Source organism: Edwardsiella sp. EA181011, from assembly GCF_000800725.1.
Taxonomy (GTDB): domain Bacteria; phylum Pseudomonadota; class Gammaproteobacteria; order Enterobacterales; family Enterobacteriaceae; genus Edwardsiella; species Edwardsiella anguillarum.
The window spans coordinates 3,704,799-3,730,433 of record NZ_CP011364.1 but is presented as its reverse complement, the minus strand read 5'-3'; the positions used below and the strand labels follow the sequence as shown (position 1 = coordinate 3,730,433).

The 25,635-nt window shown below is 63.3% G+C and carries 25 protein-coding genes; 16 read left to right on the top strand and 9 right to left on the bottom strand.

Annotated features, from left to right (window positions below; genetic code table 11):
• Positions 1-1,320, top strand: coding sequence for a tRNA lysidine(34) synthetase TilS (gene tilS / locus QY76_RS16525; RefSeq protein WP_045425090.1), 1,320 nt, complete (start codon positions 1-3; stop codon positions 1,318-1,320).
• Between the two features lie 32 nt (positions 1,321-1,352).
• Positions 1,353-1,682, top strand: a complete 330-nt coding sequence (locus tag QY76_RS16520; protein ID WP_045425089.1) for a c-type cytochrome — start codon at positions 1,353-1,355, stop codon at positions 1,680-1,682.
• A gap of 51 nt (positions 1,683-1,733) precedes the next feature.
• Here the strand turns inward: QY76_RS16520 and rof are convergent, their stop codons facing one another.
• Positions 1,734-1,994 (bottom strand): Rho-binding antiterminator, encoded by a 261-nt coding sequence (rof, locus tag QY76_RS16515; RefSeq protein WP_034163237.1) that lies wholly within the window; start codon positions 1,992-1,994, stop codon positions 1,734-1,736.
• Complete coding sequence (locus tag QY76_RS16510; RefSeq protein WP_034163238.1) at positions 1,981-2,181, bottom strand: YaeP family protein; 201 nt, start codon at positions 2,179-2,181, stop codon at positions 1,981-1,983. Before QY76_RS16510 ends, rof begins: the two co-directional genes overlap by 14 nt.
• Positions 2,182-2,400: 219 nt before the next feature.
• Between QY76_RS16510 and QY76_RS16505 the strand changes: the two genes are divergently transcribed.
• From QY76_RS16505 to nlpE, 3 genes are all read left to right on the top strand, one after another.
• A complete protein-coding gene (locus QY76_RS16505; RefSeq protein ID WP_045425087.1) occupies positions 2,401-2,949 on the top strand; it encodes a YaeQ family protein in 549 nt (182 codons plus the stop codon).
• 1 nt (position 2,950) lies between these two features.
• Entirely contained in the window at positions 2,951-3,367 is a 417-nt protein-coding gene (gene arfB, locus QY76_RS16500; RefSeq protein WP_045425086.1) for an alternative ribosome rescue aminoacyl-tRNA hydrolase ArfB, read from the top strand.
• A gap of 96 nt (positions 3,368-3,463) precedes the next feature.
• Positions 3,464-4,141, top strand: coding sequence for an envelope stress response activation lipoprotein NlpE (gene nlpE / locus QY76_RS16495; protein WP_034163240.1), 678 nt, complete (start codon positions 3,464-3,466; stop codon positions 4,139-4,141).
• A gap of 21 nt (positions 4,142-4,162) precedes the next feature.
• Here nlpE and QY76_RS16490 read toward each other — a convergent pair whose 3' ends face one another.
• Entirely contained in the window at positions 4,163-4,423 is a 261-nt protein-coding gene (locus QY76_RS16490) for a YfhL family 4Fe-4S dicluster ferredoxin (protein WP_034163241.1), read from the bottom strand.
• 124 nt (positions 4,424-4,547) lie between these two features.
• On the bottom strand, positions 4,548-5,399 hold the full coding sequence (locus tag QY76_RS16485) for a MurR/RpiR family transcriptional regulator (protein WP_034163242.1): 852 nt from the start codon (positions 5,397-5,399) through the stop codon (positions 4,548-4,550).
• A 152-nt stretch (positions 5,400-5,551) separates the two neighbouring features.
• Here QY76_RS16485 and yfhb point away from each other — a divergent pair, with 152 nt between their 5' ends.
• The gene (gene yfhb / locus QY76_RS16480) at positions 5,552-6,199 is read left to right on the top strand and encodes a phosphatidylglycerophosphatase C (RefSeq protein ID WP_370634738.1); all 648 of its coding nucleotides are present in this window, start codon (positions 5,552-5,554) and stop codon (positions 6,197-6,199) included.
• Between the two features lie 31 nt (positions 6,200-6,230).
• Here yfhb and yiaY read toward each other — a convergent pair whose 3' ends face one another.
• Both yiaY and pspE read right to left on the bottom strand, forming a co-directional pair.
• Positions 6,231-7,382 (bottom strand): L-threonine dehydrogenase, encoded by a 1,152-nt coding sequence (gene yiaY / locus QY76_RS16475; protein ID WP_034163243.1) that lies wholly within the window; start codon positions 7,380-7,382, stop codon positions 6,231-6,233.
• Between the two features lie 270 nt (positions 7,383-7,652).
• Positions 7,653-7,991, bottom strand: a complete 339-nt coding sequence (gene pspE / locus QY76_RS16470; RefSeq protein WP_034163244.1) for a thiosulfate sulfurtransferase PspE — start codon at positions 7,989-7,991, stop codon at positions 7,653-7,655.
• A 196-nt stretch (positions 7,992-8,187) separates the two neighbouring features.
• Here pspE and tadA point away from each other — a divergent pair, with 196 nt between their 5' ends.
• Positions 8,188-8,700 carry a tRNA adenosine(34) deaminase TadA gene (gene tadA, locus QY76_RS16465; RefSeq protein ID WP_034163284.1) on the top strand — a complete coding sequence of 171 codons (513 nt, stop codon included), beginning with the start codon at positions 8,188-8,190 and terminating at the stop codon, positions 8,698-8,700.
• 16 nt (positions 8,701-8,716) lie between these two features.
• Here the strand turns inward: tadA and mltF are convergent, their stop codons facing one another.
• Positions 8,717-10,141: a membrane-bound lytic murein transglycosylase MltF gene (gene mltF / locus QY76_RS16460; RefSeq protein ID WP_034163245.1), complete on the bottom strand. Its 1,425-nt coding sequence runs from the start codon at positions 10,139-10,141 to the stop codon at positions 8,717-8,719.
• Positions 10,142-10,421: 280 nt separating this feature from the next.
• Here mltF and purL point away from each other — a divergent pair, with 280 nt between their 5' ends.
• The 8 genes from purL to QY76_RS16420 all read left to right on the top strand — a co-directional run bounded on the left by purL (position 10,422) and on the right by QY76_RS16420 (position 22,044).
• Positions 10,422-14,312, top strand: coding sequence for a phosphoribosylformylglycinamidine synthase (gene purL, locus QY76_RS16455; RefSeq protein WP_117026497.1), 3,891 nt, complete (start codon positions 10,422-10,424; stop codon positions 14,310-14,312).
• Between the two features lie 469 nt (positions 14,313-14,781).
• Positions 14,782-16,197 carry a sensor histidine kinase KdpD gene (locus tag QY76_RS16450; RefSeq protein WP_034163247.1) on the top strand — a complete coding sequence of 472 codons (1,416 nt, stop codon included), beginning with the start codon at positions 14,782-14,784 and terminating at the stop codon, positions 16,195-16,197.
• Between the two features lie 8 nt (positions 16,198-16,205).
• Complete coding sequence (gene qseG, locus QY76_RS16445; RefSeq protein WP_225865138.1) at positions 16,206-16,928, top strand: two-component system QseEF-associated lipoprotein QseG; 723 nt, start codon at positions 16,206-16,208, stop codon at positions 16,926-16,928.
• 3 nt (positions 16,929-16,931) lie between these two features.
• Positions 16,932-18,272: a two-component system response regulator GlrR gene (glrR, locus tag QY76_RS16440; RefSeq protein ID WP_045425078.1), complete on the top strand. Its 1,341-nt coding sequence runs from the start codon at positions 16,932-16,934 to the stop codon at positions 18,270-18,272.
• 150 nt (positions 18,273-18,422) lie between these two features.
• Positions 18,423-20,045, top strand: coding sequence for an NAD+ synthase (locus QY76_RS16435; RefSeq protein WP_045425076.1), 1,623 nt, complete (start codon positions 18,423-18,425; stop codon positions 20,043-20,045).
• A 13-nt stretch (positions 20,046-20,058) separates the two neighbouring features.
• Complete coding sequence (gene glnB / locus QY76_RS16430; protein ID WP_005283058.1) at positions 20,059-20,397, top strand: nitrogen regulatory protein P-II; 339 nt, start codon at positions 20,059-20,061, stop codon at positions 20,395-20,397.
• Positions 20,398-20,650: 253 nt separating this feature from the next.
• Entirely contained in the window at positions 20,651-21,232 is a 582-nt protein-coding gene (gene lpcA / locus QY76_RS16425) for a D-sedoheptulose 7-phosphate isomerase (protein ID WP_034163251.1), read from the top strand.
• Between the two features lie 44 nt (positions 21,233-21,276).
• Entirely contained in the window at positions 21,277-22,044 is a 768-nt protein-coding gene (locus tag QY76_RS16420; protein WP_034163252.1) for a class II glutamine amidotransferase, read from the top strand.
• Here the strand turns inward: QY76_RS16420 and dpaA are convergent.
• Positions 22,015-22,737 carry a peptidoglycan meso-diaminopimelic acid protein amidase gene (gene dpaA / locus QY76_RS16415; protein WP_034163253.1) on the bottom strand — a complete coding sequence of 241 codons (723 nt, stop codon included), beginning with the start codon at positions 22,735-22,737 and terminating at the stop codon, positions 22,015-22,017. The genes QY76_RS16420 and dpaA overlap by 30 nt on opposite strands.
• 298 nt (positions 22,738-23,035) lie before the next feature.
• Here dpaA and QY76_RS16410 point away from each other — a divergent pair, with 298 nt between their 5' ends.
• Positions 23,036-24,088 (top strand): FAD:protein FMN transferase, encoded by a 1,053-nt coding sequence (locus QY76_RS16410; protein WP_045425069.1) that lies wholly within the window; start codon positions 23,036-23,038, stop codon positions 24,086-24,088.
• Between the two features lie 57 nt (positions 24,089-24,145).
• Here QY76_RS16410 and gadC read toward each other — a convergent pair whose 3' ends face one another.
• Positions 24,146-25,600 (bottom strand): putative glutamine/gamma-aminobutyrate antiporter GadC, encoded by a 1,455-nt coding sequence (gene gadC, locus QY76_RS16405; protein WP_034163255.1) that lies wholly within the window; start codon positions 25,598-25,600, stop codon positions 24,146-24,148.
• Between the last annotated feature and the right edge of the window lie 35 nt (positions 25,601-25,635).

Here is a 25,635-nt window from a genome sequence, read left to right as displayed (position 1 = left end):
ATGAATACCCTAGATATCCAGAGGCACATTGCCGACAGGCTGGCCGGGCGCCGGCATCTGTTGGTTGCCTTTAGCGGCGGCCTGGACTCCACGGTGCTGCTGCATGCGCTGGTACAGCTGCGCGCCAGCCGTCTTCCCCATTTACGCCTGCGGGTGGTGCATGTGCACCATGGACTGAGCCATTTCGCCGATCAGTGGGTCGACCACTGTGAGTCGGTGTGCTATCTGTGGCAGGTGCCGCTGCATATACTGCGCGTTCAGGTCGATACTCAGCGCAACAGCGTGGAGGCCGCGGCGCGTGATGCCCGCTACCGGGGGATTGCCGAGCTGATCGACAGTCATGAAACCCTGCTGACCGCACAGCATCTGGACGATCAGTGCGAAACCTTCCTGCTGGCGCTCAAACGCGGCAGCGGCCCGACCGGCCTGTCGGCGATGGCGCAAAGCATGCCGTTTTTCGCCTGCGAACAGCTGCGTCCGCTGCTGGATATTTCCCGTGAACAGCTCATGGCCTATGCGCAGGCGCACGATCTCTCCTGGGTCGAGGATGACAGCAATACCGATGCCCGCTTCGATCGCAACTTCCTGCGTATGCGCATTGTGCCGCTGCTGCGTGAGCGTTGGCCCCATTTTTCAGAGGCCGTGGCGCGCAGCGCCAGCCTGTGCGCCGAACAGGAGCAGCTGCTGGACGAACTGCTGATGGAGTCGCTGCAGGCGCTGATGAGCGAAGATGATGCCCTGAGCATCGACGGCCTGCTGCCGCTCTCCGAGGCCAAACGCTATGCGCTGCTGCGGCGCTGGATCGCCTGCTTTGGGGTGATGATGCCGACGCGCGAGCAGCTGCAGCGCCTCTGGCACGAGGTCGCGCTGGCCCGTGAGGACGCCGAGCCGCAGCTGCACCTGGCCAAATGCCAGGTGCGTCGCTTCCGGCGTTGGCTCTACCTGCTGCCGCCGCTGCGCTCGCTGCGCGACGAGGTGCTACGCTGGGATCTGCGTAAGCCGCTGACGCTGCCCGATGGGCTGGGGGAGCTGCAGATTGGCAGCCGGGGCGTCTGCGTGCGGGCTCCGGCGCCCGACGAAGCCGTCACCATCCGTTTTTGTGCGCAGGGAGTGCTGCGCATCGTGGGACGCCGCCACTCCCGGGCGATAAAAAAAATCTGGCAGGAGATGCATATTCCGCCCTGGGAGCGTGAGCGCACCCCGATGCTGTATTATGGTGAGCGTCTGATCGCCGCGCTGGGCGTATTTGTTACCCAAGAGGGGGTGGCGCCGGCCGGGGAAACGGCGTGGAATATTCACTGGTCTAAGGACTGGATGTAGGGTACGACAACGGATTTCTCAGGAGGATAGCGATGAAACGGGGTGTGATGGGGATACTGGCGCTGGCGCTGGCGTTGCCCCTGGCGGCGCAGGCGGGCGGCGATGCCGCCGCTGGACGGCAGAAGTCTGCATCCTGCGCCTCCTGCCACGGGGTTCAGGGGCAGGGGCTGACGCCGATCTATCCGCCGCTGGCCGGGCTGAGTGCGCAGCGCCTGGTGGAGGCGATGCAGGAATATAAGGCCGGGACGCGCCACGGTGGGCAGGCGGGGATCATGTCGGCCTATGTGGCGCGCCTCAGCGGGCAAGATATGGCGGATCTGGCGGCGTACTATGCTAGCCTGACGCCGCCGGCGGCGCCGTAATGGCGAGTCGGGGCCCCGTGGGGCCCCGACTGAATGGGAGAGTGCACGTCGCTACGACATGCTGATGGTGACGGTGCCCAGCGTCGGGTGGCTAAAGCGGGCAATGTGATCCAGACGGAGCTCGCGCGGCTGGCCTTGGCTGGTGACCAGCAGATACTCCACGTGCTTGCGGGAAATCAGATCGCTGGCCTGTCCTTCGAGCGCTTCACCGTCGCGCAGAACGATCTGCAGAACCAAATGGTGCTGGCAGGCGAGCTCCAGGCTGTCGTAATCATCGCAGTTGATGGGTTGATACTCTTCAGTCGTCGACATAATCACTCACCAATAAGTTCGCGGCGGCATAGGCCGCCTGTTCCCTAACGGCCGGTGGCAGCTGTTCATCGGCCGCAACCGCATCCAGTGCCTTTAAGGCACACCCTACTGCATCGGGGATATAGCCGAGGTCGCCGCTGGCGATCTCGGCATATCTACGCCGAACCAACGCAGAGTATTGTTGCAACGTCTTCTCCTATAGAGCGTAACCCGGTGGCGTTATCCTGCGGGTGAGCTGGGCTTACCTGCGGATAAATCTCCATTTTGACTATATCACAGGGTTGCTCCGGCGGCAGCGGGGCGCAACGGCGCCCGACGATAAAAAGTGTGCTTTTCCCCCGGCATGGATTCGTGCCGGGCGGTAAAAACGGGTAAAATGGCGTAAAGATTCGAAATGGGGAAACGCATGGCACTGAAGGCAACCATTTATAAGGCCAACGTCAATATTGCCGACATGGATCGGCACCACTATCAGGATGCCGCGCTGACGCTGGCGCAGCACCCCTCCGAGACGGAGCAGCGCATGATGCTGCGCCTGCTGGCCTGGTGCTGTCATGCGGATGAGCGGCTGACGTTTACCAAGGGACTTTGCGCAGACGACGAACCAGAGCTGTGGCTGCATAACGACTACAACGGCGTGGATCTGTGGATTGAGCTGGGCCTGCCGGATGAGAAACGTCTTAAAAAAGCCTGCTCGTTATCGCGCCAGGTGGTGCTGTATGCCTATAGTGAGCGGGCCGCACGGGTCTGGTGGCAGCAGAATCAGGCGCGGCTGGCGACGCTGCGCTCGCTGAGCATCTATTTTATCGATGATGAGGCCCTGAGCCGGCTGGCGGCGCTGGCGACCAGAACTATGGATTTACAGGTGACGCGCCAGGAGGGGCAGCTGTGGGTTTCCGATACCGCGCACAGCATCGAGATCGCGCTGGATGTCTGGCAGCAGGGTAGCGTCTGAGATGCTGTATATCAACGCCCGCCTGGCGATCCCCGAACGGGAGATCTCGCTGAGCGCCATTCGCGCGCAGGGAAACGGTGGGCAGAACGTCAATAAAGTGTCCAGCGCCATTCACCTGCGCTTCGATATTCGCGCCTCCAGCCTGCCGCCGGTTTACCAGCAGCGGCTGTTGGCCATGCAGCACCATTTGATTACGGATGACGGCGTGGTGGTGATCAAGTCCCAGTCATTCCGTACCCAGGCACAGAACCGCGACGATGCGCTGGCCTGCCTGGCGGCGCTGATCCGTCAGGCCTCAGAGGTGGCTAAGCCGCGCCGGGCCACGGCGCCCAGCCGCGGCGCGCGTCGTCGGCGTACCGACGATAAAACACGGCGTGGATCGCTGAAGTCGCTGCGCGGCAAGGTCATTCCGGGTTAGAGCGCTTTTTTCGCGCTGCCGCAGGGTCGGTGGCGCTGGGGGACATGCAGGTCGCCCGCTTGATATTGCATTCGTTTGCACAGTAGGAGAGAAACTGTGAAAAAACTGGCTATTTCGCTGTTGTTGGCGGCGGGGGTGATCACCCTGTTTGGGTGTCATGCGCGTACGCAGTACGCTGAACAGCCTCTGGTGCCGATGGCGCAGAGTTTTCAAGGTACGCTGCCGTGCGCCGACTGCGGCGGCATGGAGATGTCGCTGTTCTTGGACAAGGACGGCAGCTTTGTCCTGAAATCGATCTACCGCGCTAGTCGCGACGGCGATCAGAGCTTCGCCGAATACGGGCGCTGGCAGCGCACCGCCGATCGCCTGGTGCTGATCGGCAGCGACGGCGAGAAGCGTTACTTCCGTCCGGTCGGGAATGACATGCGCCTGCTGGACACCAGCGGCAATGAGATCGACTCGCCGTTCAATTACACGCTGAAGGCGGCCACCTCGCCGCTGCCGGTGACGGCGATGAGCGTGAAAGGGATGTACCGCTATATGGCGGATGCCGCCACGTTTCACGACTGCGCGACGGACAACGTGTATCCGGTGAGCAGCACCGTCGAGCTCGAGCAGGCCTATATTAACGCCCGTCCGGCGCCGGGACAGGCGGTTTACGTGGAGATGAAGGGGCACTTTGCGGTGCTGCCCTCCATGGAGGAGGGGCAGGTGGCGAAAACGCTGGTGCCAGACGGCGAGGCCCGTTTCGACGCCCGCGGCCACTGCCGCTGAGCGACGCGGGCGGCGGCCCGCTTACAGGACGTCGCTGTGGTACAGTCGCACAAACTTGTCCCACAGCTGCTCTTCGCTTTCGGCGTGCGCCGGATCGCGGATGATGGTGTTATCGATCGGGCAGACCTTGATACAGGTCGGCTCGTCGTAGTGACCGACGCATTCGGTGCAGCGCGCCGGATCGATCTGGTAAATCTGCTCCCCCATCGAGATCGCCTGATTGGGGCACTCCGGTTCGCACATGTCGCAGTTGATGCACTTCTTGGTAATCAGTAACGCCATTCTAGTCACTTAAGAAATATAATTTAAATATCATGCAGATAGCGTGATTAACTTCCTCTGCGCGATCGCGTATGCGCGTATTTTTGCACACTCCCCCGCACATTGAAAAACCTTTCTGCGCCGGTTACTCCAGCGTCTTGACTAGCGCGCAGCTGTTGCGAATATGCAGGCAGGCGTGCTCCGCGTTCTGCTGGACGATCCCCATATACAGCAGATCCGTCAGGGTGCTTTGCGCAATACGTGAGGAGATGGCGGTGGTCTGATCGGCGTGGGCATCGATGACGGTATACAGCGTCAGCGACGCCAGATCCTGTAGGGGATTGGGGGAGAAGCCGGTCAGGGCCAGCACCTGGGCGCCGCGGCGGCGGGCCGTTGCGGCGGCCATATTGACCTCTTTGCGTTCGCCGCTGTAAGAGATGGCCATCAGGAGATCCTGCGGCTGCATGGCCTGGGCACAGACTATCTGCACATGGGCATCCGATTCGGCGTAGGCCGCCAGGCCAATCTGCATCAGCTTATTGGCGAAGTCCTTGGCCACTAGGCCGGAGGCGCCGAGGCCGGTAATAACAATGCGCCGGGCGCTGAGCAGCATGCGCAGCGCCTGCTGCAGCTGCTCCTCATGGTTGATGGTCAGGGTGGACTGCAGCGCCGCGATCTTTTCCGCCATCAGCTTTTCGCCGACCACCTTGAGCGGATCGTGGCGTAGAATACCGTGATGGAGCGCGGCCTCGTTAGCCGGCGCCTGATGGCGCAGCAGATGGGCCGAGATATCCTGCTTTAGCGCGGGAAAGCCGCGGAAACCCAGCTTTTGGGCGAACTTAACCACGCTGGACTGGCTGATACCGAGCGTATTGGCCAGCTCCTGAGAGCTTAGCTTGCCCAGCTGCTCCGGCGAGGAGAGGATAAAATCGGCCAGCTTACGCTCGTTTTGTGCCAGCGAATGATAAAGCTGTTTTATTCTCACCAAGCTGCTCATAAATGTCCCCTTTGCATGCGAGGGGATAGTTTGCCATAGTCAGCCCCATGAGGCGAAACCTCGCTTGCTGCATAAACTCCATATCATGACGTCATCGTCATAATTTGTCAGCGCGAGCGACATAGACCCGACGCGGGTAACGGGAGGCGGTCGTGATACATCAGCGGGAACATTCTGTACGCAGGCAGGTCTTTTTTGACCTGGACGGTACGCTGCACCGCCAGGATCTGTTTGGCTGCTTTCTGCGTTTCATGCTGTGGCGTCTGCCGCTGAACTGGCCGCTGGTGCTGCTGTGCCTGCCGCCGGTGGGGCTGGGGCTGCTATTCGCCGGGCGGGCGGCGCGGCGTCCGGTCAGTCTGCTGCTGTGGAGTATGACCGCTGGTCGCTCGGAAGGGCGCCTGCGGGGGCTGGAGACGCGGTTCGTGGCGCAGTTTCGCCGCCGGGTTCAGCCCTTTCCCCTGGTGCGGGCGCGTCTGGATGACTATCTGGCGTGCCCGATGACGCAGGTCTGGCTGCTGACCGGTTCGCCCGAGCAGCTGGTGGAGCAGGTGTATCGCGACAGCGGCATTCTGCTGCGCGTGAGGCTGATAGGCACCCGGATGCGCCGTCGCTTCGGCGGCTGGACGCTGACGCGCCGCTGTTTGGGGCGGGAAAAGGTGCGCCAGCTAGAGCGCTGTCTCGGGCGTCCGCTGCAGCTGTACAGCGGCTACAGCGATAGTCGCCAGGATGATGTAGTGCTGAGTTACTGTCGCTTTCGCTATCGGGTCGATAAGGAGGGCGCGCTGCGGCGCCTGCCTTAATCGGATGCCCCGCCGTCGGCGGGGCCGGGGATCACAGCGCGGCGCGGAAGATCGCCACGATCTCCGCATGACTGGCCTGGATCGGGTTGGTTAGACCGCAGGCGTCCTTCAGGGCGTTGTTGGCCAGGGTGTCCAGATCCTCTTCACGCACCTTCAGCTCGCGCAGACCCGCCGGGATCGCCACGTCGTGGGCCAGGCCGCGGATGGCGGCGATGCAGGCTTCGGCGCCCTGTGCGTCGTCCATATCCTGAACCGCGACGCCCATCGCCGCCGCGATATCCTTCAGACGCCCCGCGCAGGCGCGGGCGTTGAAGCTCTGTACGTGGGGCAGCAGTATCGCATTGCAGACGCCGTGCGGCAGATCGTAGAAGCCGCCCAGCTGGTGTGCCATCGCATGGACATACCCCAGAGAGGCATTGTTAAAGGCCATCCCCGCCAGAAACTGGGCATAGGCCATGGCTTCGCGCGCCGCCATATCGTCGCCGTCGCGGACGGCGTCGCGCAGATGGGCGCTGATCATCGTGATGGCCTTCAGCGCGCAGGCGTCGGTGATCGGGGTCGCGGCGGTAGAGACATAGGCCTCTACGGCGTGGGTCAGGGCATCCATTCCGGTGGCGGCGGTCAGCCCCTTCGGCATACCGCGCATGAGCTGCGGATCGTTGACGGAAAGGATCGGGGTGACATGCTTGTCGACGATGGCCATCTTAATGTGACGCTGTACATCGGTGATGATACAAAAGCGCGTCATTTCAGAGGCAGTACCGGCGGTGGTGTTGATGGCGATCAGCGGCAGCTGCGGGTGCTGTGAGCGATCGACCCCTTCATAGTCACGGATATCCCCGCCGTTGGTCGCCACCAGTGCGATGCCTTTGGCGCAGTCGTGGGGCGAGCCGCCGCCCAGCGAAATCACGCAGTCGCAGCCGTGCTCGCGCAGCAGCGTCAGCCCTGCGGCGACGTTATCGGTGGTCGGGTTGGGATGCGTGCCGTCATACACCGCGCTCTGAATGCCTACCTTGGCCAGCAGCGCCTGTACGTCGCCGACGACGCCCAGACGACTGAGCACGCTGTCGGTGACGATCAGCGCCTGGTGGTAGCCGTACTCTTTCATCGTCGCCGCCGCCTCGTTCAGGCAACCGCGACCGATCATATTTACACTGGGAATGAAAAACGTTGAGGTCGTCATCGACAACTCCTTTTATGTTAGTAAATTAACAACCAAGATAGCCTGCCAATGAATTATTACAGCGATCCCGCGCACGAAATGATGAAAATTAAATGTTTAGAAAGCTAACAGTTAAGGTTTTTTTGTATTAAATTGCCATAATTAGCCGATATCGTTGCTATTTTATACTCGTTTAAAGCGGTTTTTTACTGAGTGGATAATAAGTCGGCATTCACCGATGCGGCAGCGCGGCGGCGGCGTGACAGCGGACCGCCCCCGCGCAGGGTGTTATTATTTTACCATTTGCTGGTGCTTGGCGACCTGTTCCAGCCCGCCCGCATTGACGGCGTGGCGGTAGCCCATCTGCTGCAGCAGCGCTTCCGCCTGGCCTGACTGGCGCCCGCTGTTGCAATACAGATGCAGGGTATCATTCTTGTCCTGGGTCAGCGCGCCGATGCGCTGCGCCAGGTTTTTGAGCGGAATATTGTGGGCGCCCTTGACGTGCTCCTGCTGGTATTGCTCCGGTACACGGACGTCGATCCAGTACTCTGCCGCCCACAGCGGGGCGGATGTCGCCAGCAGGCCGGCCATCAGCAGGCCCTGTTTCATGCGCCGAATTTGTGCAAACATCCAGATATCTCCTGAGAATGATTAGGCTATGCCCTTTTGCCCCATCGATACGGCGGGCAGGTGCCGGCGTATCATACGCCTGCGCCGCAGCGGCTGTCCGCTTCCGCGCGGAGAAATTGGGCGATAGCGCTAATTAGGCGCGGCGGGCGCGCAGGGGCTGTGTATAATGCGCGCCGGAAACAGAGAGGGGAAACGTGTGACGCAACGCGATGACAGTTACTGGATGCGCCATGCCCTGCAGCTGGCGGAAAAGGCCCGGGCACAGGGCGAGGTGCCGGTCGGCGCGGTTCTGGTCTTGAACGATCGGGTGATTGGCGAGGGGTGGAACCGGCCTATTACCCGCCACGATCCGACCGCGCACGCCGAGATCATGGCGCTGCAGCAGGGGGGGGCCGTCATGCAGAATTATCGTCTGCTGGAGGCGACACTGTACGTGACCCTGGAGCCCTGCGTGATGTGCGCCGGGGCGATGGTGCACAGCCGCATCCGGCGGCTGGTGTACGGCGCGCAGGATCTCAAGACCGGCGCGGCGGGATCGCTGCTGGATGTGCTGGGGCACCCGGGGATGAATCACCGGATCGCGGTGTGCGGCGGCGTGTTGGCCGACGCGTGCGCGGCGCAGCTGAGCGATTTCTTCCGCCAGCGGCGGGCGCAGAAAAGGGCCGAGCGCGACGCCCGGCGCGGCGCCCACGGCGCCGGCGCGGAGTAAGGGTGGCCGGCTCAGCTCAGCGCGGCCCGAGCAGCGCTAGCTGGGTCGCCTCTGCCGCCTCTCGCTTCTCCTTCTCCTGCAGGTAGCCGCGCAGGCTGACGGTATAGCGGCGAATGTTTTCGACGTACTGATAGGCCTCGTGCCCACGCGCGTAGCCATAGGTCAGCCGCTGGTAGTATTTCTTTTGGCTCAGCAGCGGAAGACGCTGTTTGACATCGGCCCAGCTGTCGGGATTGGCCCCCTGTTTTTGGGTCAGCTGGCGGACGTCCAGCATGTGTCCGTAGCCCATATTATAGGCGGCCAGAGCGAACCAAATCCGCTCATCCTGCGGAATGCTCTCCGGCAGCCTCTCCATCAGCCGCTCCAGGTACAGCGAACCGCCGGCGATGCTCTCCTCCGGATCGAGGCGATCTTTCACCCCCAGCCCCTCGGCGGTGGCGCGGGTCAGCATCATCAGCCCGCGTACGCCGGTCGGCGACGTGGCCTGGGGATTCCAGTGTGACTCCTGATACGAGATCGCGGCCAGCAGCCGCCAGTCCATTTTGCGCGCATGCTGGGTAAAAAAGTCCTGCAGTGACGGCAGCACGCTATCGATAGCGGAGAGGAACGTACGTGTATCGACGTAGTCGAAGCTGCCGACGTGGCCGATATATTTCTCCTCTAGGCGCGCCAGGGTGCCGTCTTCAGCGCTCTGGCTGAAGAAGTCCAGCATCGCCGCGTACAGGCTGTCATCCTCGCTGCGGTTGAGATACCACATGACCGGCTCTTCATCGCTGATATCGAAGGCGACCGCCACCTGCGGGTGGATCCGCTGAAACAGGGAGATCGCCATCGAATCCGCCACCGTATAGTCCAGCTTGCCCTCGGCGACCTGCTTAAGCAGCTCGGTTGCCGACAGGCTGTCGCTGCTCTGCCACTGCAGGTCAGGGTACTTTTGCTGGCGGTAGTGCTCCAGGGTGGTGATATGGGCCGACCCGGACTGTACCATCAGGGGACCGCTGAGATCGCCCAGGTTACGCGGGCGCACCTTGCCCTGGCGGTAGACCAGCTGCTGGGAGACGGAGTAATAGGTCGGCCCGGTGCGATAGCGATGCAGCCGCGCGCTGCTGTACAGCAGTCCGGCGGCGACCATATCGGCATCCTGTCCATCCAGATCGTCAAACAGACCCGGCAGCGTGGGGCGCACGGTGACGCGCAGCTTCACGCCCAGATAGTCGGCGAAGCGTTTGGCCAGTTCATAGTCCAGGCCGGAGATCGCATTGCCCTCACGCTGATAGGTGAGCGGCGAAACGATGGTGCTTACGCGCAGCTCTCCCCGGTCGAGGATCTGCTGTAGCTGGTTTTCATTACCGCTGCGCCACGGAATATTGGGCCACAGCGCCAGCGCCAAAAGCGCGGAGACAATACCGATAAGGTAATAATTATATTTTATACGTTTCAAATAGTTATCCCATGACGGTCTAGCGGGATGCGGTTGCTGGTGTTAAAAGTGGAATAAAGGTAAAGCCAATCAGGCAGGCGCATTTTGCTTAACAAAACGCCAGTGTGCAACTTTAACCGCATTATTGGGCAATAAATGAGCCGATCGCGCTCTTTACAAGAAAGGCTACGCAAACGGTTTCGTCGGCGCGGGAGATTCACTATAATGGCGCCCGGTTTCCCCCTGTTTCGCCCATTGAGGCGGCTGTAAACAGCTTCCTCGCAGACGAGAGAATCAAATCATCATGGAAATTCTGCGCGGCACCCCCGCTTTATCGGCCTTTCGTGTTAACCAGCTGCTGTCTGCCTGCCGCGACGCGTCCCTGCCCGTCGACGCGATTTACGCCGAGTACATTCACTTTGCCGACGTCAGCGCGCCGCTGGATCCGGCGGCGCACGATACGCTGCGCCAGCTGCTGACCTACGGACCGTCGCAGGCTGCCCGCCCGCAGTCAGGACGGCTGCTGCTGGTCACGCCGCGCCCGGGCACGATCTCTCCCTGGTCATCTAAGGCGACGGATATCGCTCGCCACTGCGGGCTGGCGCAGATCCGCCGGCTGGAGCGCGGTCTGGCCTACTACATTGAGGCTGGGGCGCTGGATCAGGCGCAGTGGCAGACGCTGTGCGATCTGCTGCACGATCGCATGATGGAGCAGGTCTTCACTGAGCTGGCGCAGGCCGAGCAGCTGTTTATGCAGCATACGCCGCAGCCGGTGCAGTCTGTGGATATCCTTGGCGGGGGGCGGACTGCGTTGGAGGAGGCCAACCAGCGCTTGGGGCTGGCGCTGGCGCAGGATGAGATGGACTACCTGCTCAACGCCTTTACCCGTCTGGCGCGTAACCCGAGCGACGTCGAGCTGTATATGTTCGCCCAGGCCAACTCGGAGCACTGCCGCCACAAGATCTTCAACGCCGACTGGGTTATCGACGGGCAGCCGCAGGAGAAATCGCTGTTCCAGATGATTAAAAACACCTACCGGCAGACGCCGGAGCATGTCCTGTCCGCCTATAAGGACAACGCGGCGGTCATGGAAGGCTCCGCGGTGGGCCGCTTCTTTGCCGACGCCGACAGCGGCTGCTATGACTTCCATCAGGAGCCGGCGCACATCCTGATGAAGGTGGAGACCCACAACCACCCGACGGCGATCTCGCCCTGGCCGGGGGCCGCGACCGGCTCCGGCGGGGAGATCCGCGACGAAGGGGCGACGGGGCGCGGCGCCAAGCCGAAGGCGGCGCTGGTCGGCTTCTCCGTCTCCAACCTGCGCATCCCGGGGTTCGAACAGCCCTGGGAGCAGGACTTCGGCCGTCCGGCGCGCATCGTCAGCGCGCTGAATATTATGACCGACGGACCGCTGGGCGGCGCGGCGTTTAACAACGAGTTTGGGCGCCCGGCGCTGCTGGGCTATTTCCGCACCTATGAGGAGCGGGTCGACAGCCATAACGGCACGGAGCTGCGCGGCTACCACAAACCGATCATGCTGGCGGGCGGCCTCGGCAATATCCGCGCCGAGCACGTGCAGAAGGGGGATATCGCCGCCGGCGACTGCCTGATCGTGCTGGGCGGTCCGGCGATGAATATCGGCCTGGGGGGCGGTGCCGCCTCGTCGATGACCTCCGGTCAGTCCGATGCCGATCTCGACTTCGCATCGGTGCAGCGCGATAACCCGGAGATGGAGCGCCGCTGCCAGGAGGTCATCGACCGCTGTTGGCAGCTGGGCGATGCCAACCCGATCCGCTTTATCCACGACGTGGGCGCCGGCGGTCTCTCCAACGCCATGCCGGAGCTGGTGAGCGACGGCGGCCGCGGCGGCCGCTTTGAGCTGCGCGACATTCCCAACGACGAGGCGGGCATGAGCCCGCTGGCGCTGTGGTGCAACGAGTCGCAGGAGCGCTATGTCCTGGCGGTGGCGCCGCAGGATCTGGCGCGCTTTGCCGCCATCTGCGAGCGTGAGCGTGCCCCCTATGCGGTGATCGGCGAGGCGACGGAGGCACGTGAGTTGATCCTGAGCGATCGCCACTTTGACAATCGTCCCATCGACATGCCTCTCGACGTGCTGCTGGGGAAAACGCCGAAGATGACGCGCACGGCGGAGACCCTGCGGGCCACGGGGCATGCCCTGGATCGCGCCGGTATCGTGCTGGCCGAGGCGGTGCGCCGGGTGATGCACCTGCCGGCGGTGGCGGAGAAAACCTTCCTGATCACCATCGGCGATCGCAGCGTGACCGGCATGGTCGCCCGCGATCAGATGGTGGGCCCGTGGCAGGTTCCGGTGGCCGACTGCGCTGTGACCAGCGCCAGCCTGGACAGCTACTACGGCGAGGCGATGTCGCTGGGAGAGCGCGCCCCGGTGGCGCTGCTGGATTTCGCCGCCTCGGCTCGCCTGGCGGTGGGGGAGGCGCTGACCAACCTGGCGGCCTGCCACATCGGCGATATTAAGCGGATCAAGCTCTCCGCTAACTGGATGGCGGCGGCGGGGCATCCCGGCGAGGACGCCGGCCTGTATCAGGCGGTGAAGGCGGTGGGTGAGGAGCTGTGTCCGGCGCTGGGGCTGACCATCCCGGTCGGCAAGGATTCGATGTCCATGAAGACCCGTTGGCAGCAGGAGGAACAGACGCGAGAGATGACCGCCCCGCTGTCGCTGGTGATCACCGCGTTCGCCCGGGTGGAGGACGTGCGGCGTACGGTAACGCCGCAGCTGCAGCCCGCGCAGGATAACGCGCTGTTGCTGATCGATCTGGGCGCCGGCCGCAACGCGCTGGGGTGCAGCGCGCTGGCGCAGGTGTATCGCCAGCTGGGGGATACGCCCGCCGACGTACGTGATACGGCGCAGCTGGCGGGCTTTTTTAGCGCCATGCAGGCGCTGGTGGCGCAGGGGCTGCTGCTGGCCTACCACGATCGCGGCGACGGCGGGCTGCTGGTCACCCTGGCAGAGATGGCCTTTGCCGGCCACTGCGCGCTGGATATCGATATCGCCGCGCTGGGCGACGACGCGCTGGCGGTGCTGTTCAGCGAGGAGCTGGGGGCGGTGATCCAGGTGGCGCGCCGCGATCTGGCGGCGGCGCAGGCGCTGCTGGCCGAGCACGGTCTGGCGGCGGTCAGCCACGAGATAGGTCGGGCGCTGCCGGGCGACCGCCTGCGGATCCAGCGCGGTGGACAGGCGGTGTATGACGAGAAGCGCTCTACGCTGCGCGCCTGGTGGGCAGAAACTACCTGGCAGATGCAGCGTCTGCGCGATAATCCCCTCTGTGCCGATCAGGAGCATCAGGCCAAGCTGGTGGAGGAGGATCCCGGTCTTAACGTGAGCCTGAGCTTCGATCCGCAGGAGGATATCGCGGCGCCCTTCATCGCCCGCGGCGCGCGTCCGCGCCTGGCTGTGCTGCGGGAGCAGGGGGTGAACTCGCACGTCGAGATGGCCGCCGCGTTCCATCGCGCCGGGTTTGAGGCGCAGGATGTGCACATGAGTGACATCCTTTCCGGGCGGACGACGCTCGAGCCATTCCAGGGGCTGGTGGCCTGCGGCGGGTTCTCCTACGGCGACGTGCTGGGCGCCGGAGAGGGCTGGGCCAAGTCGATTCTGTTCAACGCCCGCGCACGTGACCAGTTCGGCGCCTTCTTCCTGCGTCCGGATACGCTGGCGCTGGGGGTGTGTAACGGCTGCCAGATGATGTCTAACCTGCGTTCGCTGATCCCGGGCGCCGAGCTGTGGCCGCGCTTTGTCCGCAACGCGTCCGAGCGCTTTGAGGCCCGCTTCAGCCTGGTCGAGGTCAGCGACAGCCCGTCGCTGTTCCTACAGGGGATGGTCGGGTCGCGCCTGCCGATCGCCGTCTCCCACGGCGAGGGGCGGGTCGAGGTGCGCGATGAGGCTCACCTGACGGCGCTGGAGCAGCAGAGTCTGGTCGCGCTGCGCTACGTCGACAACGTTGCGCAGGTTACCGAACGCTATCCGGCCAACCCGAACGGCTCCCCCAACGGGATCACCGCGCTGACCACGCGGAGCGGGCGGGCAACGGTGATGATGCCGCATCCGGAGCGGGTATTCCGCACGGTGAGCAATTCCTGGCACCCCGCCGAGTGGGGCGAGGATGGCCCGTGGCTGCGCCTGTTCCGCAATGCGCGGCGCGCGCTGGGCTGAGCCGCGCGGCGGGATAGCAGGCGGCCTTCGGGCCGCTTTTTTTCTGCCGTTTCCCGCGCAGCGGTTGGCGCGGCGCTAGGATTGATCCTAATATTACAAAATATTAATCGTGGCCACTTTTTATTTTGGGTGAGTTATGTAACCATATTAGTGGTTGCTCATTCGGCCCTTTATGTCAGCGCCAGTCATGGCCGGCTCCATAAAACATCGAATGACGCCATTAGCACGGTGCCTACCGTCCGGAAATATCGATAACAGTCGCTTCGGCGCTTTATCAGGCACAGGACGACACGTTGAGTGAGGCGCCACCTATTCTGCCCTGTGCCGATAAGGCGCAGGCCGCGCGACGGGGCCGCTGCCCCGTCGGCACGCCATCAGGCCCGCCGGTTACCCGCCGCCGGGCTTTTCCCGTTATGGCCGTTCGGTTAGCCTGTGGCGACCCCCTTTGACCTTTGGGAGTGATGCCGTCATGCCGTGGCCCCTGTTTCCCCGTTCGCTGCGCCAGCTGGTGCTGTTGGCCTTTCTGCTGGTGCTGCTGCCCCTGCTGGTGCTGGCCTATCAGGCCTACCAGAGTCTGAATCACCTGAGCGCCCAGGCGGCGGATATCAACCATACCACCCTGAGCGACGCCCGCCGCAGCGAGGCGATGGCCGCACTGGCGCTGGAGATGGAGCGCAGCTATCGTCAGTACTGCGTGCTGGGGGATGAGACGCTGGCGGCGCTGTATCAGCGTCAGCACGCCCAGTACCGTCAGCTGCTGGAACGCCACGCCGCGCTGCTGCCCGACGGCAGCGACTACGCGCAGCTGGATAGCCTGCTGCGGCAGCTGGCCGCGCCGCGCTGCGCAAACAGCCTGCCGCTGGCGAGCGCCGACGGCCAGCTGGCTCAGTTTTCCCGCGCCAACGGCGCGATGGTGCAGGCGACCCGTAACGTGCTGTTTGGCCGAGGTCAGCAGCTGCAGCAGGCGATCGCCGAGCGCGGCCGCTATTTTGGCTGGCAGGCGCTGGTGCTGTTTCTGGTCAGCGTACTGCTGGTGGCGCTGTTTACTCGTATGATCATCGGCCCGGTGAAGGGCGTAGAGCGCATGATCCGGCGCCTGGGCGAGGGACTGAGTCTGCAGGCGTGTCCCCCTTTTCGCGGGCCGCGTGAAATCCGTACGCTGGCGCAGCGCATTCTGTGGCTCAGCGATCGGCTGGCCTGGCTGGAGTCCCAGCGCCATGAGTTTTTGCGCCATCTCTCCCATGAGCTGAAGACCCCGCTGGCCAGCCTGCGGGAGGGCACTGAACTGTTGGCGGACGGGGTCGCCGGGCCGCTGAGCGCGGATCAGCGCGAGGTGGTGACGATTCTGGATGACAGCAGCCGTCGCCTGCAGGTGCTGATCGAGCAGCTGCTGGACTATAACCGCCGTCTGGCCGATGCGCCGCCGGAGTCCGCTCAGCTGGAGCTGGCCGCGCTGCTGGAGCGGGTGGTCGCCGCTCACCGCCTGCCAGCGCGGGCTAAGAATATCCAGACCCGCTACGCGCTGGATGAGACCCGCTGCCGCGCGCAGCCGGTGCTGCTGGAGCGGGTGCTGGAGAATCTCTATTCCAATGCGGTGCACTATGGCGCGGAATCCGGTACCATTTGGCTGCGCACCCGTAGGGACGGGGAGCATCTGGTGATCGAGGTCGCCAACAGCGGTACACCGATCCCGGCCAATGAGCACGCGATGATTTTTGAGCCTTTTTTTCAGGGGAGCCATCAGCGCAAAGGCGCCGTCAAGGGTAGCGGCCTCGGTCTGAGCATCGCCCGCGACTCGCTGCGCCGGATGCACGGCGATCTGCGCCTGATCGCCGACGATGAAGCCGACGTCTGCTTCCGCATTGAACTCCCGATAGCGAGATAACACCAAGCATGAGTATGTGGTTCTTACCCCCTCCGTTTCCCCCGATCTGCGGCCGTCTGCGGCGGCGACCGCCTGCTCTCCTGTGGCTGATGACGCTGCTGCTCGGCGGCTGTAGCCACGGCGGCGATCGCGCCGTGGAACCCTCCGGGGGGCGAACCTGCGCCGGTACGCCGGTGATGCGCGACTATCAGCACGCCGCCTGCGATGCGCTGTGGCAGGAGCACTCCCCCCAGGCGATGGGGAACGGCCTGTACTGGCTGCGCGCCATGACCTGCGCAGAGCGCCTGAACCGAACCCAGGCGCGGGCGCAGGCGCATCGGCTGGGCGGGGAAAGCTGGCAGGCGGCCCTGAAGCAGAGCCTGTTGGTGGGACGCGCCGATCCTAGCGTAGCCGAACGCCGTCAGATCCTCGATCGCCTGGCGAGCCTGGACGGCCAGATCCCGCCGGCGCTGCAGCCCCTGGTGCAGCTGTGGCGCGCCCAGCAGGCGCAGGCGATCGCCCTGCAGGAGGAGCGGACCCGCTATCAGCGGCAGCTCTCCGCCAGCGAGACGCAGCTGGAGAGCCTGCGCGATGAGCGGCAGCTGCTGCAGGTGCGCCTGGATGAGACGCAGCGTAAGCTGGAAAACCTAACCGATATTGAACGTCAGCTGTCATCGCGTAAGCAGATGGTCCCGGAGGTGAAGGGAAGCCTCCCGGCGCCGGCCGGCGGCGACACGAGCAAGGAGCCCTAACGGATGACATCCGCCCACTCTGCCAGCCTGCTGCTGGTCGATGATGATCCCAGCCTGCTGAAGCTGCTGGGCATGCGCCTGAGCAGCGAGGGGTTTCGGGTAACGACCGCCGCCAGCGGCCAGGAGGCGCTGCGTCTGTTGGCCCGCGATCCCATCGATCTGGTGATCAGCGATCTGCGGATGGACGAGATGGACGGCCTGGCGCTGTTCAGCGAAATCCAGCGGCGTCAGCCGGGGCTGCCGGTGATCATCCTGACCGCCCACGGCTCGATACCGGACGCCGTGGCGGCCACCCAGCAGGGGGTCTTCAGCTTCTTGACCAAGCCCGTCGATCGCGATGCCCTGTACCGCGCCATCGACGATGCGCTGGCGCAGTTGATGCCGCAGGGGGGCGATGACGCATGGCGTCAGGCATTTGTGACCCGCAGCCCGCTGATGCTGCGTCTGCTGGAGCAGGCGCGAATGGTGGCCCAGTCGGACGTCAGCGTCCTGATCAACGGCCAGAGCGGGACCGGCAAAGAGCTGCTGGCGCGGGCGATCCACAGCGCCAGCCCGCGCGCCGGAAAGGCCTTTATCGCCATCAACTGCGGCGCGCTGCCGGAGCAGCTGCTGGAGTCAGAGCTGTTTGGCCATGCCAAGGGCGCCTTTACCGGCGCCGTCAGCAGCCGTGAGGGGCTGTTTCAGGCCGCCGCCGGCGGCACGCTGTTTCTGGATGAGATCGGCGACATGCCCCTGACGCTGCAGGTGAAGCTGTTGCGGGTGCTGCAGGAGCGCAAGGTCCGCCCGCTGGGCAGCAACCGCGACCTCGATATCGACGTGCGCATCATCTCCGCCACCCACCGCAACCTGCCCAAGGCGATGGAGCTGGGGGAGTTTCGCGAGGATCTGTTTTATCGTCTCAACGTGGTCTCCCTGCGTCTGCCGGCGCTGAACCAGCGCCCGGAGGATATTCCGCTGCTGGCCGCCCATCTGCTGCGCCAGGCCGCCGAGCGCCATAAGCCGCTGGTGCGCGGCTTCTCCAGCGGTGCGATGACGGCGCTGATGAGCGCCAGCTGGCCGGGCAACGTGCGTCAGCTGGTCAATGTCATCGAGCAGTGCGTGGCGCTGACCACGGCGCCGGTGATCGGCGAGGCGCTGGTGGAGCAGGCGCTGCAGGGTGAAAATACGGCGCTGCCGACCTTTGTCGAGGCGCGCCACCACTTTGAGCTGCACTACCTGCGTAAGCTGCTGCAGATCACCAAAGGAAACGTGACCCATGCGGCGCGGATGGCCGGTCGCAACCGTACCGAGTTTTATAAGCTGCTGTCGCGTCATGAGCTAGATCCTAATGATTTCAAAGAGTAATCGTCTAATTTTCTCTCACGCGGCGGGTATCGCCCGCCGCTGCCGCTAAACAAAGTCGCCGGAATGATTTACACTCCCTGCGGATTTTTATCAGTCAGGCTGCGGTATGCCGCGTGCGGCGCCCTGCGGCATATCGGACAGTGAGTATTTATGAGTCGAACCCTCTCCATCGCACTGGCCCAGCTGAATCTGCTGGTCGGTGACATCGAAGGCAACGCCGAGCGTATGCTGGCCACCCTGGCGCAGCAACAGCAGGCGGGCGCCGACGTCGTGATGTTCTCTGAGCTGGCGCTCTGCGGCTACCCGCCGGAGGATCTGCTGTATCGCGATGATTTTCATCAGCGCTGTCAGAGTCAGCTCGCGCGTCTGCAGCAGGCCTCCGCCGGGATCGCCGTGATCGTGGGCCACCCGTGGCGCGACGGCGATCGCCTGTATAACGCCCTGTCGGTGTTTGCCGAAGGACGCCTGCTGGCCCGTTACTACAAGCAGTGTTTGCCCAACTATGGTGTGTTCGATGAGAAACGCTACTTTAGCGCCGGGGATACCCCGTGCACCGTCACCCTGAAGGGCTACCGCCTGGGGCTGCTGATCTGTGAGGACGTGTGGTTTGATGAGCCGGTCGATGCGCTGGCCGCCGCCGGGGCCGAGGTGCTGCTGACCATTAATGCCTCGCCATATAACCGCGAAAAGCCCTACATGCGCAATACCCTGCTGGCGGATCACTGCCGCCGCACCGGCCTGCCGCTGCTGTACCTCAATCAGGTGGGCGGGCAGGATGAGCTGGTGTTCGACGGCTGCTCCAAGGCCTTTGACGCCAACGGCGCGCTGACGCACCGTCTGGCCGCCTTCGACGAGCAGGTGACCCAGGTTCGCCTGGACGACGGGCGCCTGCTGCCGATGGCCTCGCCGGCGGCGGCGCTGCCACCGCTGGCGCAGATCTATCAGGCGCTGGTGCTGGCGGTGCGTGACTACGTCGGGAAAAACGGTTTCCAGGGCGCGGTGCTGGGGCTGTCAGGGGGGATCGACTCCGCGCTGACGCTGGCCATCGCGGTGGATGCGCTGGGCAAAGAGCGGGTGCAGGCGGTGATGATGCCGTTCCGCTACACGGCCGACATCAGCGTCGCCGATGCTCAAGCGCAGGCGCTGACGATGGGGGTCGAGTTCGACATCCTCTCCATCGAGCCGATGTTCGATGCCTTTATGGGACAGCTGGCGCCGATGTTCGCCGGTACCGAACGCGATACGACGGAGGAGAACCTCCAGGCGCGCTGCCGCGGCGTGGTGCTGATGGCGCTGTCGAACAAGCGCCGTCGTCTGGTGCTGACCACCGGCAACAAGAGTGAGATGGCGGTCGGCTATGCTACGTTGTACGGCGATATGGCCGGCGGCTTTGACGTGCTGAAGGATGTACCGAAGACGCTGGTGTTCCAGCTGGCGCGCTACCGTAATACCTTGACGCCGGCGATCCCGCAGCGGGTTATCGACAGGCCGCCCTCCGCCGAGCTGGCGCCGGATCAGGTCGATCAGGATAGCCTGCCGCCCTATGATATTCTGGATGCCATCCTGCAGGGCTACGTCGAACAGGACAAGTCGGTGGCGCAGCTGGTGGCCGACGGCTTCGATGAGGCGGTGGTGCGCAAGGTGATTCGTCTGGTGGATATCAACGAATACAAACGCCGTCAGGCCGCCGTGGGGCCGCGCATTACGGCGCGTAACTTTGGCAAAGATCGCCGTTATCCGATTACCTCCGGCTTTGGCCGCAAAAACTGGTGACTGAGGAGCTGTGATGAAAAAAATTGATGCGATTATTAAGCCGTTCAAGCTGGATGACGTGCGTGAGGCGCTGGCTGAAGTCGGTATTACCGGGATGACGGTAACCGAAGTCAAAGGATTTGGCCGCCAGAAGGGACACACCGAACTGTACCGCGGCGCGGAGTATATGGTGGATTTTCTGCCCAAGGTGAAGCTGGAGATCGTGGTGGCTGACGATATCGTTGATACCTGCGTTGAGACCATCATGCAGACGGCGCAGACCGGCAAGATCGGCGACGGCAAGATTTTTGTCTACGACGTAGCGCGGGTCGTCCGTATTCGCACCGGCGAGCAGGACGAAGAAGCCATCTGATCACCGAGGCGCGGCGGCAGCCCCCGCTAGCGGCGCCTCCGTATCCGGCGCCGCCGACCGTTTACGCCTCCGTTCCCGCCGTGTCGCCTCCTTGCCCTCCGCGGGGCGGTATTTTGTTCGAGTATAATCATTTTTCGTTCGAAAAAGAAAATAGCGCCGCGCTGGGAAAGCGCGTCCGCCTTGCTTCTCGTCGCCTGGTCAATCCGTTACACTGCTAGGGTATCCGTATTGAACTCATTGATGAGGCGTGCCCATGTATCAAGATCTGATTCGTAGCGAGCTGAACGAAGCGGCGCAGACACTGAATAATTTCCTGGCCGATGAGGCCAACATCCTGGCCATCCAGCGGGCAGCTCAGCTGCTGGCTGCCTCCTTTAAGGCCGGCGGTAAGGTACTCTCCTGCGGCAACGGCGGCTCCCACTGCGATGCGATGCACTTTGCCGAGGAGCTGACCGGGCGCTATCGGGAAAATCGCCCCGGCTATCCGGCGATCGCCATCTCCGATCCCAGCCATCTCTCCTGCGTCAGCAACGACTTCGGCTATGACTATGTCTTTTCGCGCTACGTCGAGGCCGTAGGGCGGGAAGGGGACGTGCTGCTGGGGATCTCGACGTCGGGCAACTCCGGCAACATCATCAAGGCCATCGAGGCCGCGCGCGCCAAGGGGATGAAGGTGATCACCCTGACTGGGAAAGACGGCGGCAAGATGGCCGGCAGCGCCGACGTGGAGATCCGGGTGCCGCACTTCGGCTACGCCGATCGCATCCAGGAGATCCACATCAAGGCGATCCATATCATGATCCAGCTGATCGAAAAAGAGATGGCGTCAGCCTGACGGTAATGGGGCAGGCGGCGCCTGCCCCGCGATAAGGAGCGGCAATGTGTGAACTGCTGGGCATGAGCGCCAACGTGCCGACGGATATCTGCTTTAGCTTTACCGCGCTGGCGCTGCGCGGTGGCCGTACCGGTCCACACAAGGATGGCTGGGGGATCACCTTTTACGAGGGGAAAGGCTGTCGGACCTTTAAGGATCCGCAGCCCAGCCACAGCTCACCGATAGCCCGCCTGGTGCGCGAGTACCCGATCAAATCCTGCGCCGTCGTCTCCCATGTGCGTCAGGCTAACCGGGGGGCCGTCTCGTTAGAGAATACCCATCCGTTTACCCGCGAGCTGTGGGGGCGTAACTGGACCTTCGCCCATAACGGACAGCTTGAGGACTATCTGTCGCTGCCGACGGGGATGTATTGCCCGGTAGGGCAGACCGATAGCGAATACGCCTTTTGCTGGCTGCTGCATCGATTACGCGAGCGCTATCCGACGGAGCCGGAGAGTGCCCCGGACGTGTTCCGCTTTATCGCCGAATGCGCCGATGCGCTGCGCGCGCGCGGGGTGTTTAACATGCTGCTGTCGGACGGTCGCTATGTGATGGCCTACTGCAGCACCCATCTGCACTGGATCACCCGGCGCGCGCCGTTTGGCAAGGCGACGCTGGTGGATGAGGATGTGGCGATCGATTTTCAGGCCGAAACGACGCCGAACGACGTCGTCTCGGTGATTGCGACCCAGCCGCTGACCTGCGATGAGTCCTGGCAGCGCATCGCGCCGGGGGAGTATGTCCTATTCTGCCTGGGTGAACGCCAGGCGTGACGGCGCATCGCTGCCCGGCAGCGGAGCGTTGACCACGTAGCGGCCATCCTGCACGTTGACCTGCGGCGGCAGCGCATGCTGGGCAAAATACTGATAGCCCGGCTGCAGCTGGCGCCAGAAGCCGATGTAGCTGGAGTTACGGTGGCGCTGCATGTTTCTGTCGGTCATCCGGAACGGATAGATATTGATATTGACCAGCGTCTGGCCGCGGCGGAAGGCGCTCTGTACATAGCGATAAATTTCCGAGATGCCGTCGTTGGTCATGGCATAGCAGCCGACCGATACGCAGTCGCCGTGGATCATCAGGTATTTACCGGAATAGCCGTGGGACTGATCGAAGCTGTTCGGGTAGCCGATGTTGATGGCCTGATAATAGCGGCTATCGGGCTTCAGGTGACGGGCGTCGATTTGGTAGAAGCCCTCCGGGCTCTTAAAGTCCCCTTCGGTGCGCTTGGGACCCAGACCGCCGGAAAACTTACAGATCGGGAAGCTTTTTACCAGCTGGTATTTGTCCTGTACTTTGGCATACAGCTCCAGCTGACGCTCTTCCTTGAAGATTTGAATATAGACCTGCGATCCCAGCAGACTATTGACGCCGCTGCGCGGCGTAGTACCGGACTCACTGGCGGACGATTTGCACGCCGCCAGCGGCAATGCCAGGCATATCGCCAGCATGGCAACTATCTTACCCATTTAAGACCCTGTCAAAGAGAGTAATACCAAGAATTTTTAGGATAAGGTCGATTGACGCTCCCCAAAGTGGGCACAGTGTAATCCAGAGCCGAAGGGCATCGTGAGCGTTTTTTTTGTTCACGGCGAGGAAAGCGATGCGGCGGTGTCTCACGCTCTTTTTTTATAACCAGAGGTGTGAATTCCCCCGCTGATTATATCTATTTTACAGGATTGGACGCCGACGGGGCCTTGTCCTCATAATGTGCGCCATTGATCAACGGTGCGCCGCGTGGCGCACCCCGTAAGACAGGCTATAGGCATGATGAAACATCTCTCAACCGGACGCGGGCTGACGGCCCGCTTTCTCGCGCTGCTGACGGCGGCGCTGCTGCTGAGCGGCTGCGGCCCGACCCAGGTGGATCTCACCGGGAAAACCATGGGCACCTACTATGCGGTTAAATATGTCGGCGTGGACGGCGCCCCGGCGCCGACGGTGGTTCAGGCGGAGATCGACCGTCGCCTGGAGCGGGTCAACGATCAGATGTCCACCTATCGCCCCGGCTCGGAGCTGAGCCGCTTTAACCAGAGCCGCACGGTGGGCGTGCCGTTCCCGGTATCGGCGGACACGGCGCGGGTGGTGAAAGAGGCGCTGCGCATCAACAAGCTGACGGACGGCGCGCTGGATGTCACCGTGGGGCCGCTGGTCAATCTGTGGGGGTTCGGCCCGGAGGGGCGGCCGGATCGTGAGCCTGCGGCGGCGCAGATTGCGCAGCGCCGCGCCTGGGTCGGCATTCAGCACCTGTCGCTGCAGGGCAATGCCCTGGTGAAGGATATTCCCCAACTGTACGTTGACCTGTCGGCGATCGCCAAGGGGTATGGGGTGGACGTCGTCGCCGAATATCTGCAGTCGCTGCATATTGAGAACTATATGGTCGATATCGGCGGCGAGGTATGCACCAATGGGGATAACGGAGAGGGCGCGCCGTGGCGTATCGCCATCGAAAAACCCTCAACCGATGCCCAGCAGCGGGTGCAGACGATCATCCAGCCGGGACGGATGGCGATAGCGACCTCCGGCGACTATCGCAACTATTTTGAGCAGGATGGCCAGCGCTTTTCCCACGAGATTGACCCCAATACCGGGCGCCCGGTAACGCACCGTCTGGCCTCGATCACCGTGCTGGCGCCGACCTGTATGACCGCCGATGGCCTGTCCACCGGGCTGTTTGTCATGGGGCCGGATCGCGCCATGGCGCTGGCCAATCAGATGAATATCCCCATCTATATGATCGTCAAGGGTGAACACGGCTTTGAGGAGCGCGCCTCGGCAGCCTTTGACGCCTATCGGGCGCCGAGCCCGAGCCAACCCTAGCCGCGGCGCCATCTTCACGGGCGCGGATACCACGCCCCTGTCGCGTTCTCAGCTCGCCTAGACGCCGGCATGGGGCTGGCCGCTGTGCGCCGTGCTGCGCTGGCTGTAGGCGTGCAGCAGCAGGGGCAGCGCCACAAAGGCGGCGGTGCCGCCCAGCAGCAGCAGGACGTAGCGCGCCGGTGAGCCGACCGGGATCTGATCCGGCGGGATAAAGCTCAGCACAAAGGCCAGCAGGGCGGCGACCAGTCCGACGCCGGCCACCAGCCAAACCCCGGCGTTGCCACCGGGGATCCGATAGGGACGCGGCGTATTGGGCTGGGTGTAGCGCAGGGTGATCACCGCCGCAAACATCAGGATATACATCAGCAGATAGAGAATGGCAGCCAGCTGGCCCAGGATTTGAAACGCGGCCTGCACGGACGGCAGGCAGACCAGCATGATCGCCATCAGGGTAACGATGGCGCCCTGCAGCAGCAGAATATTGCGCTGTACGCCGCTGCGGTTGCTTTGCTGCAGCAGCGACGGCAGATACCCCTCTCGCCCCACTTCAAACAGGCCGCGCGATGGTCCGGCGACGATCACCGTGACCTGTCCCAGCACCCCGACGGCGACCATCAGCGCGACCACGTGGCCGAGCCAGGGGACGCCGAGCGAGCTAAACAGCAGGTCATAGGCTACCAGCAGGCTCTGTACCAGGTTGATGCGATCGGCGGGGATCAGTGCGCTGATGGTCAGCGTACCTAGCACCAGTACCACTACGGTCAGCAGCGCACTGATCCCGATAGCCAGCGGATAGTTACGCGATGCGTTGTTCAGCTCGCGTACGTGGACGGCGTTGATCTCCATCCCGGAGTAGAACAGAAAGACGCTGGCGGCCAGCACTAGGTTATGCAGATGGGTAATGTTGGGAAACAGCGCGTCCCACCCCAGAGTAAAGTGCACCGGGTTACCGCGGGCGATGTAGAGGATGCCGCAGCCGATCAGGATCGCCGCCGGGATCAGGGTCCCGATCATCCCGGCGATGGCGCTGATGCGTGACGCCGAGCGGACGCCGCGCAGGTTAATCCAGGTCGCCAGCCAATAGACGACCAGCACGACGCCCAGCGTATAGACGGCGTTGGAGGCCAGATGGGCGTCGGCGCCGGGGAGGGGCAGCGCATAGGCCAGCGCGACGGCGGTAAAGATCAGCATGGTGGGAAAGCAGATGGTGGTTGCCAGCCACTGTAGAAAGATGGCCAGCAGGCCATAGCGATCGCCAAAGGCCTGGCCTATCCAGCGAAAAACCCCGCCTTTCTGTGGCCAGCCGGTGGCCAGCTCGGCGGCGCACAGGGAGACCGGCACCAGGAAACACAGGGCGGCGAACAGATAGAGAAAGACGGCGGCCAGCCCGTACTCGGCCTCGGCCGCCAGTCCGCGCAGGCTGACCACGGTGGTAATGTTCATCATGGCGAAGGTGCCAGCCCCTAGGCTCACCGCCGCCAGCGCAGGCTTGCTGCTCGATTGCGAATTCATGATAAGGCACTCACGCTAAAGGGCCGCACGGGGCG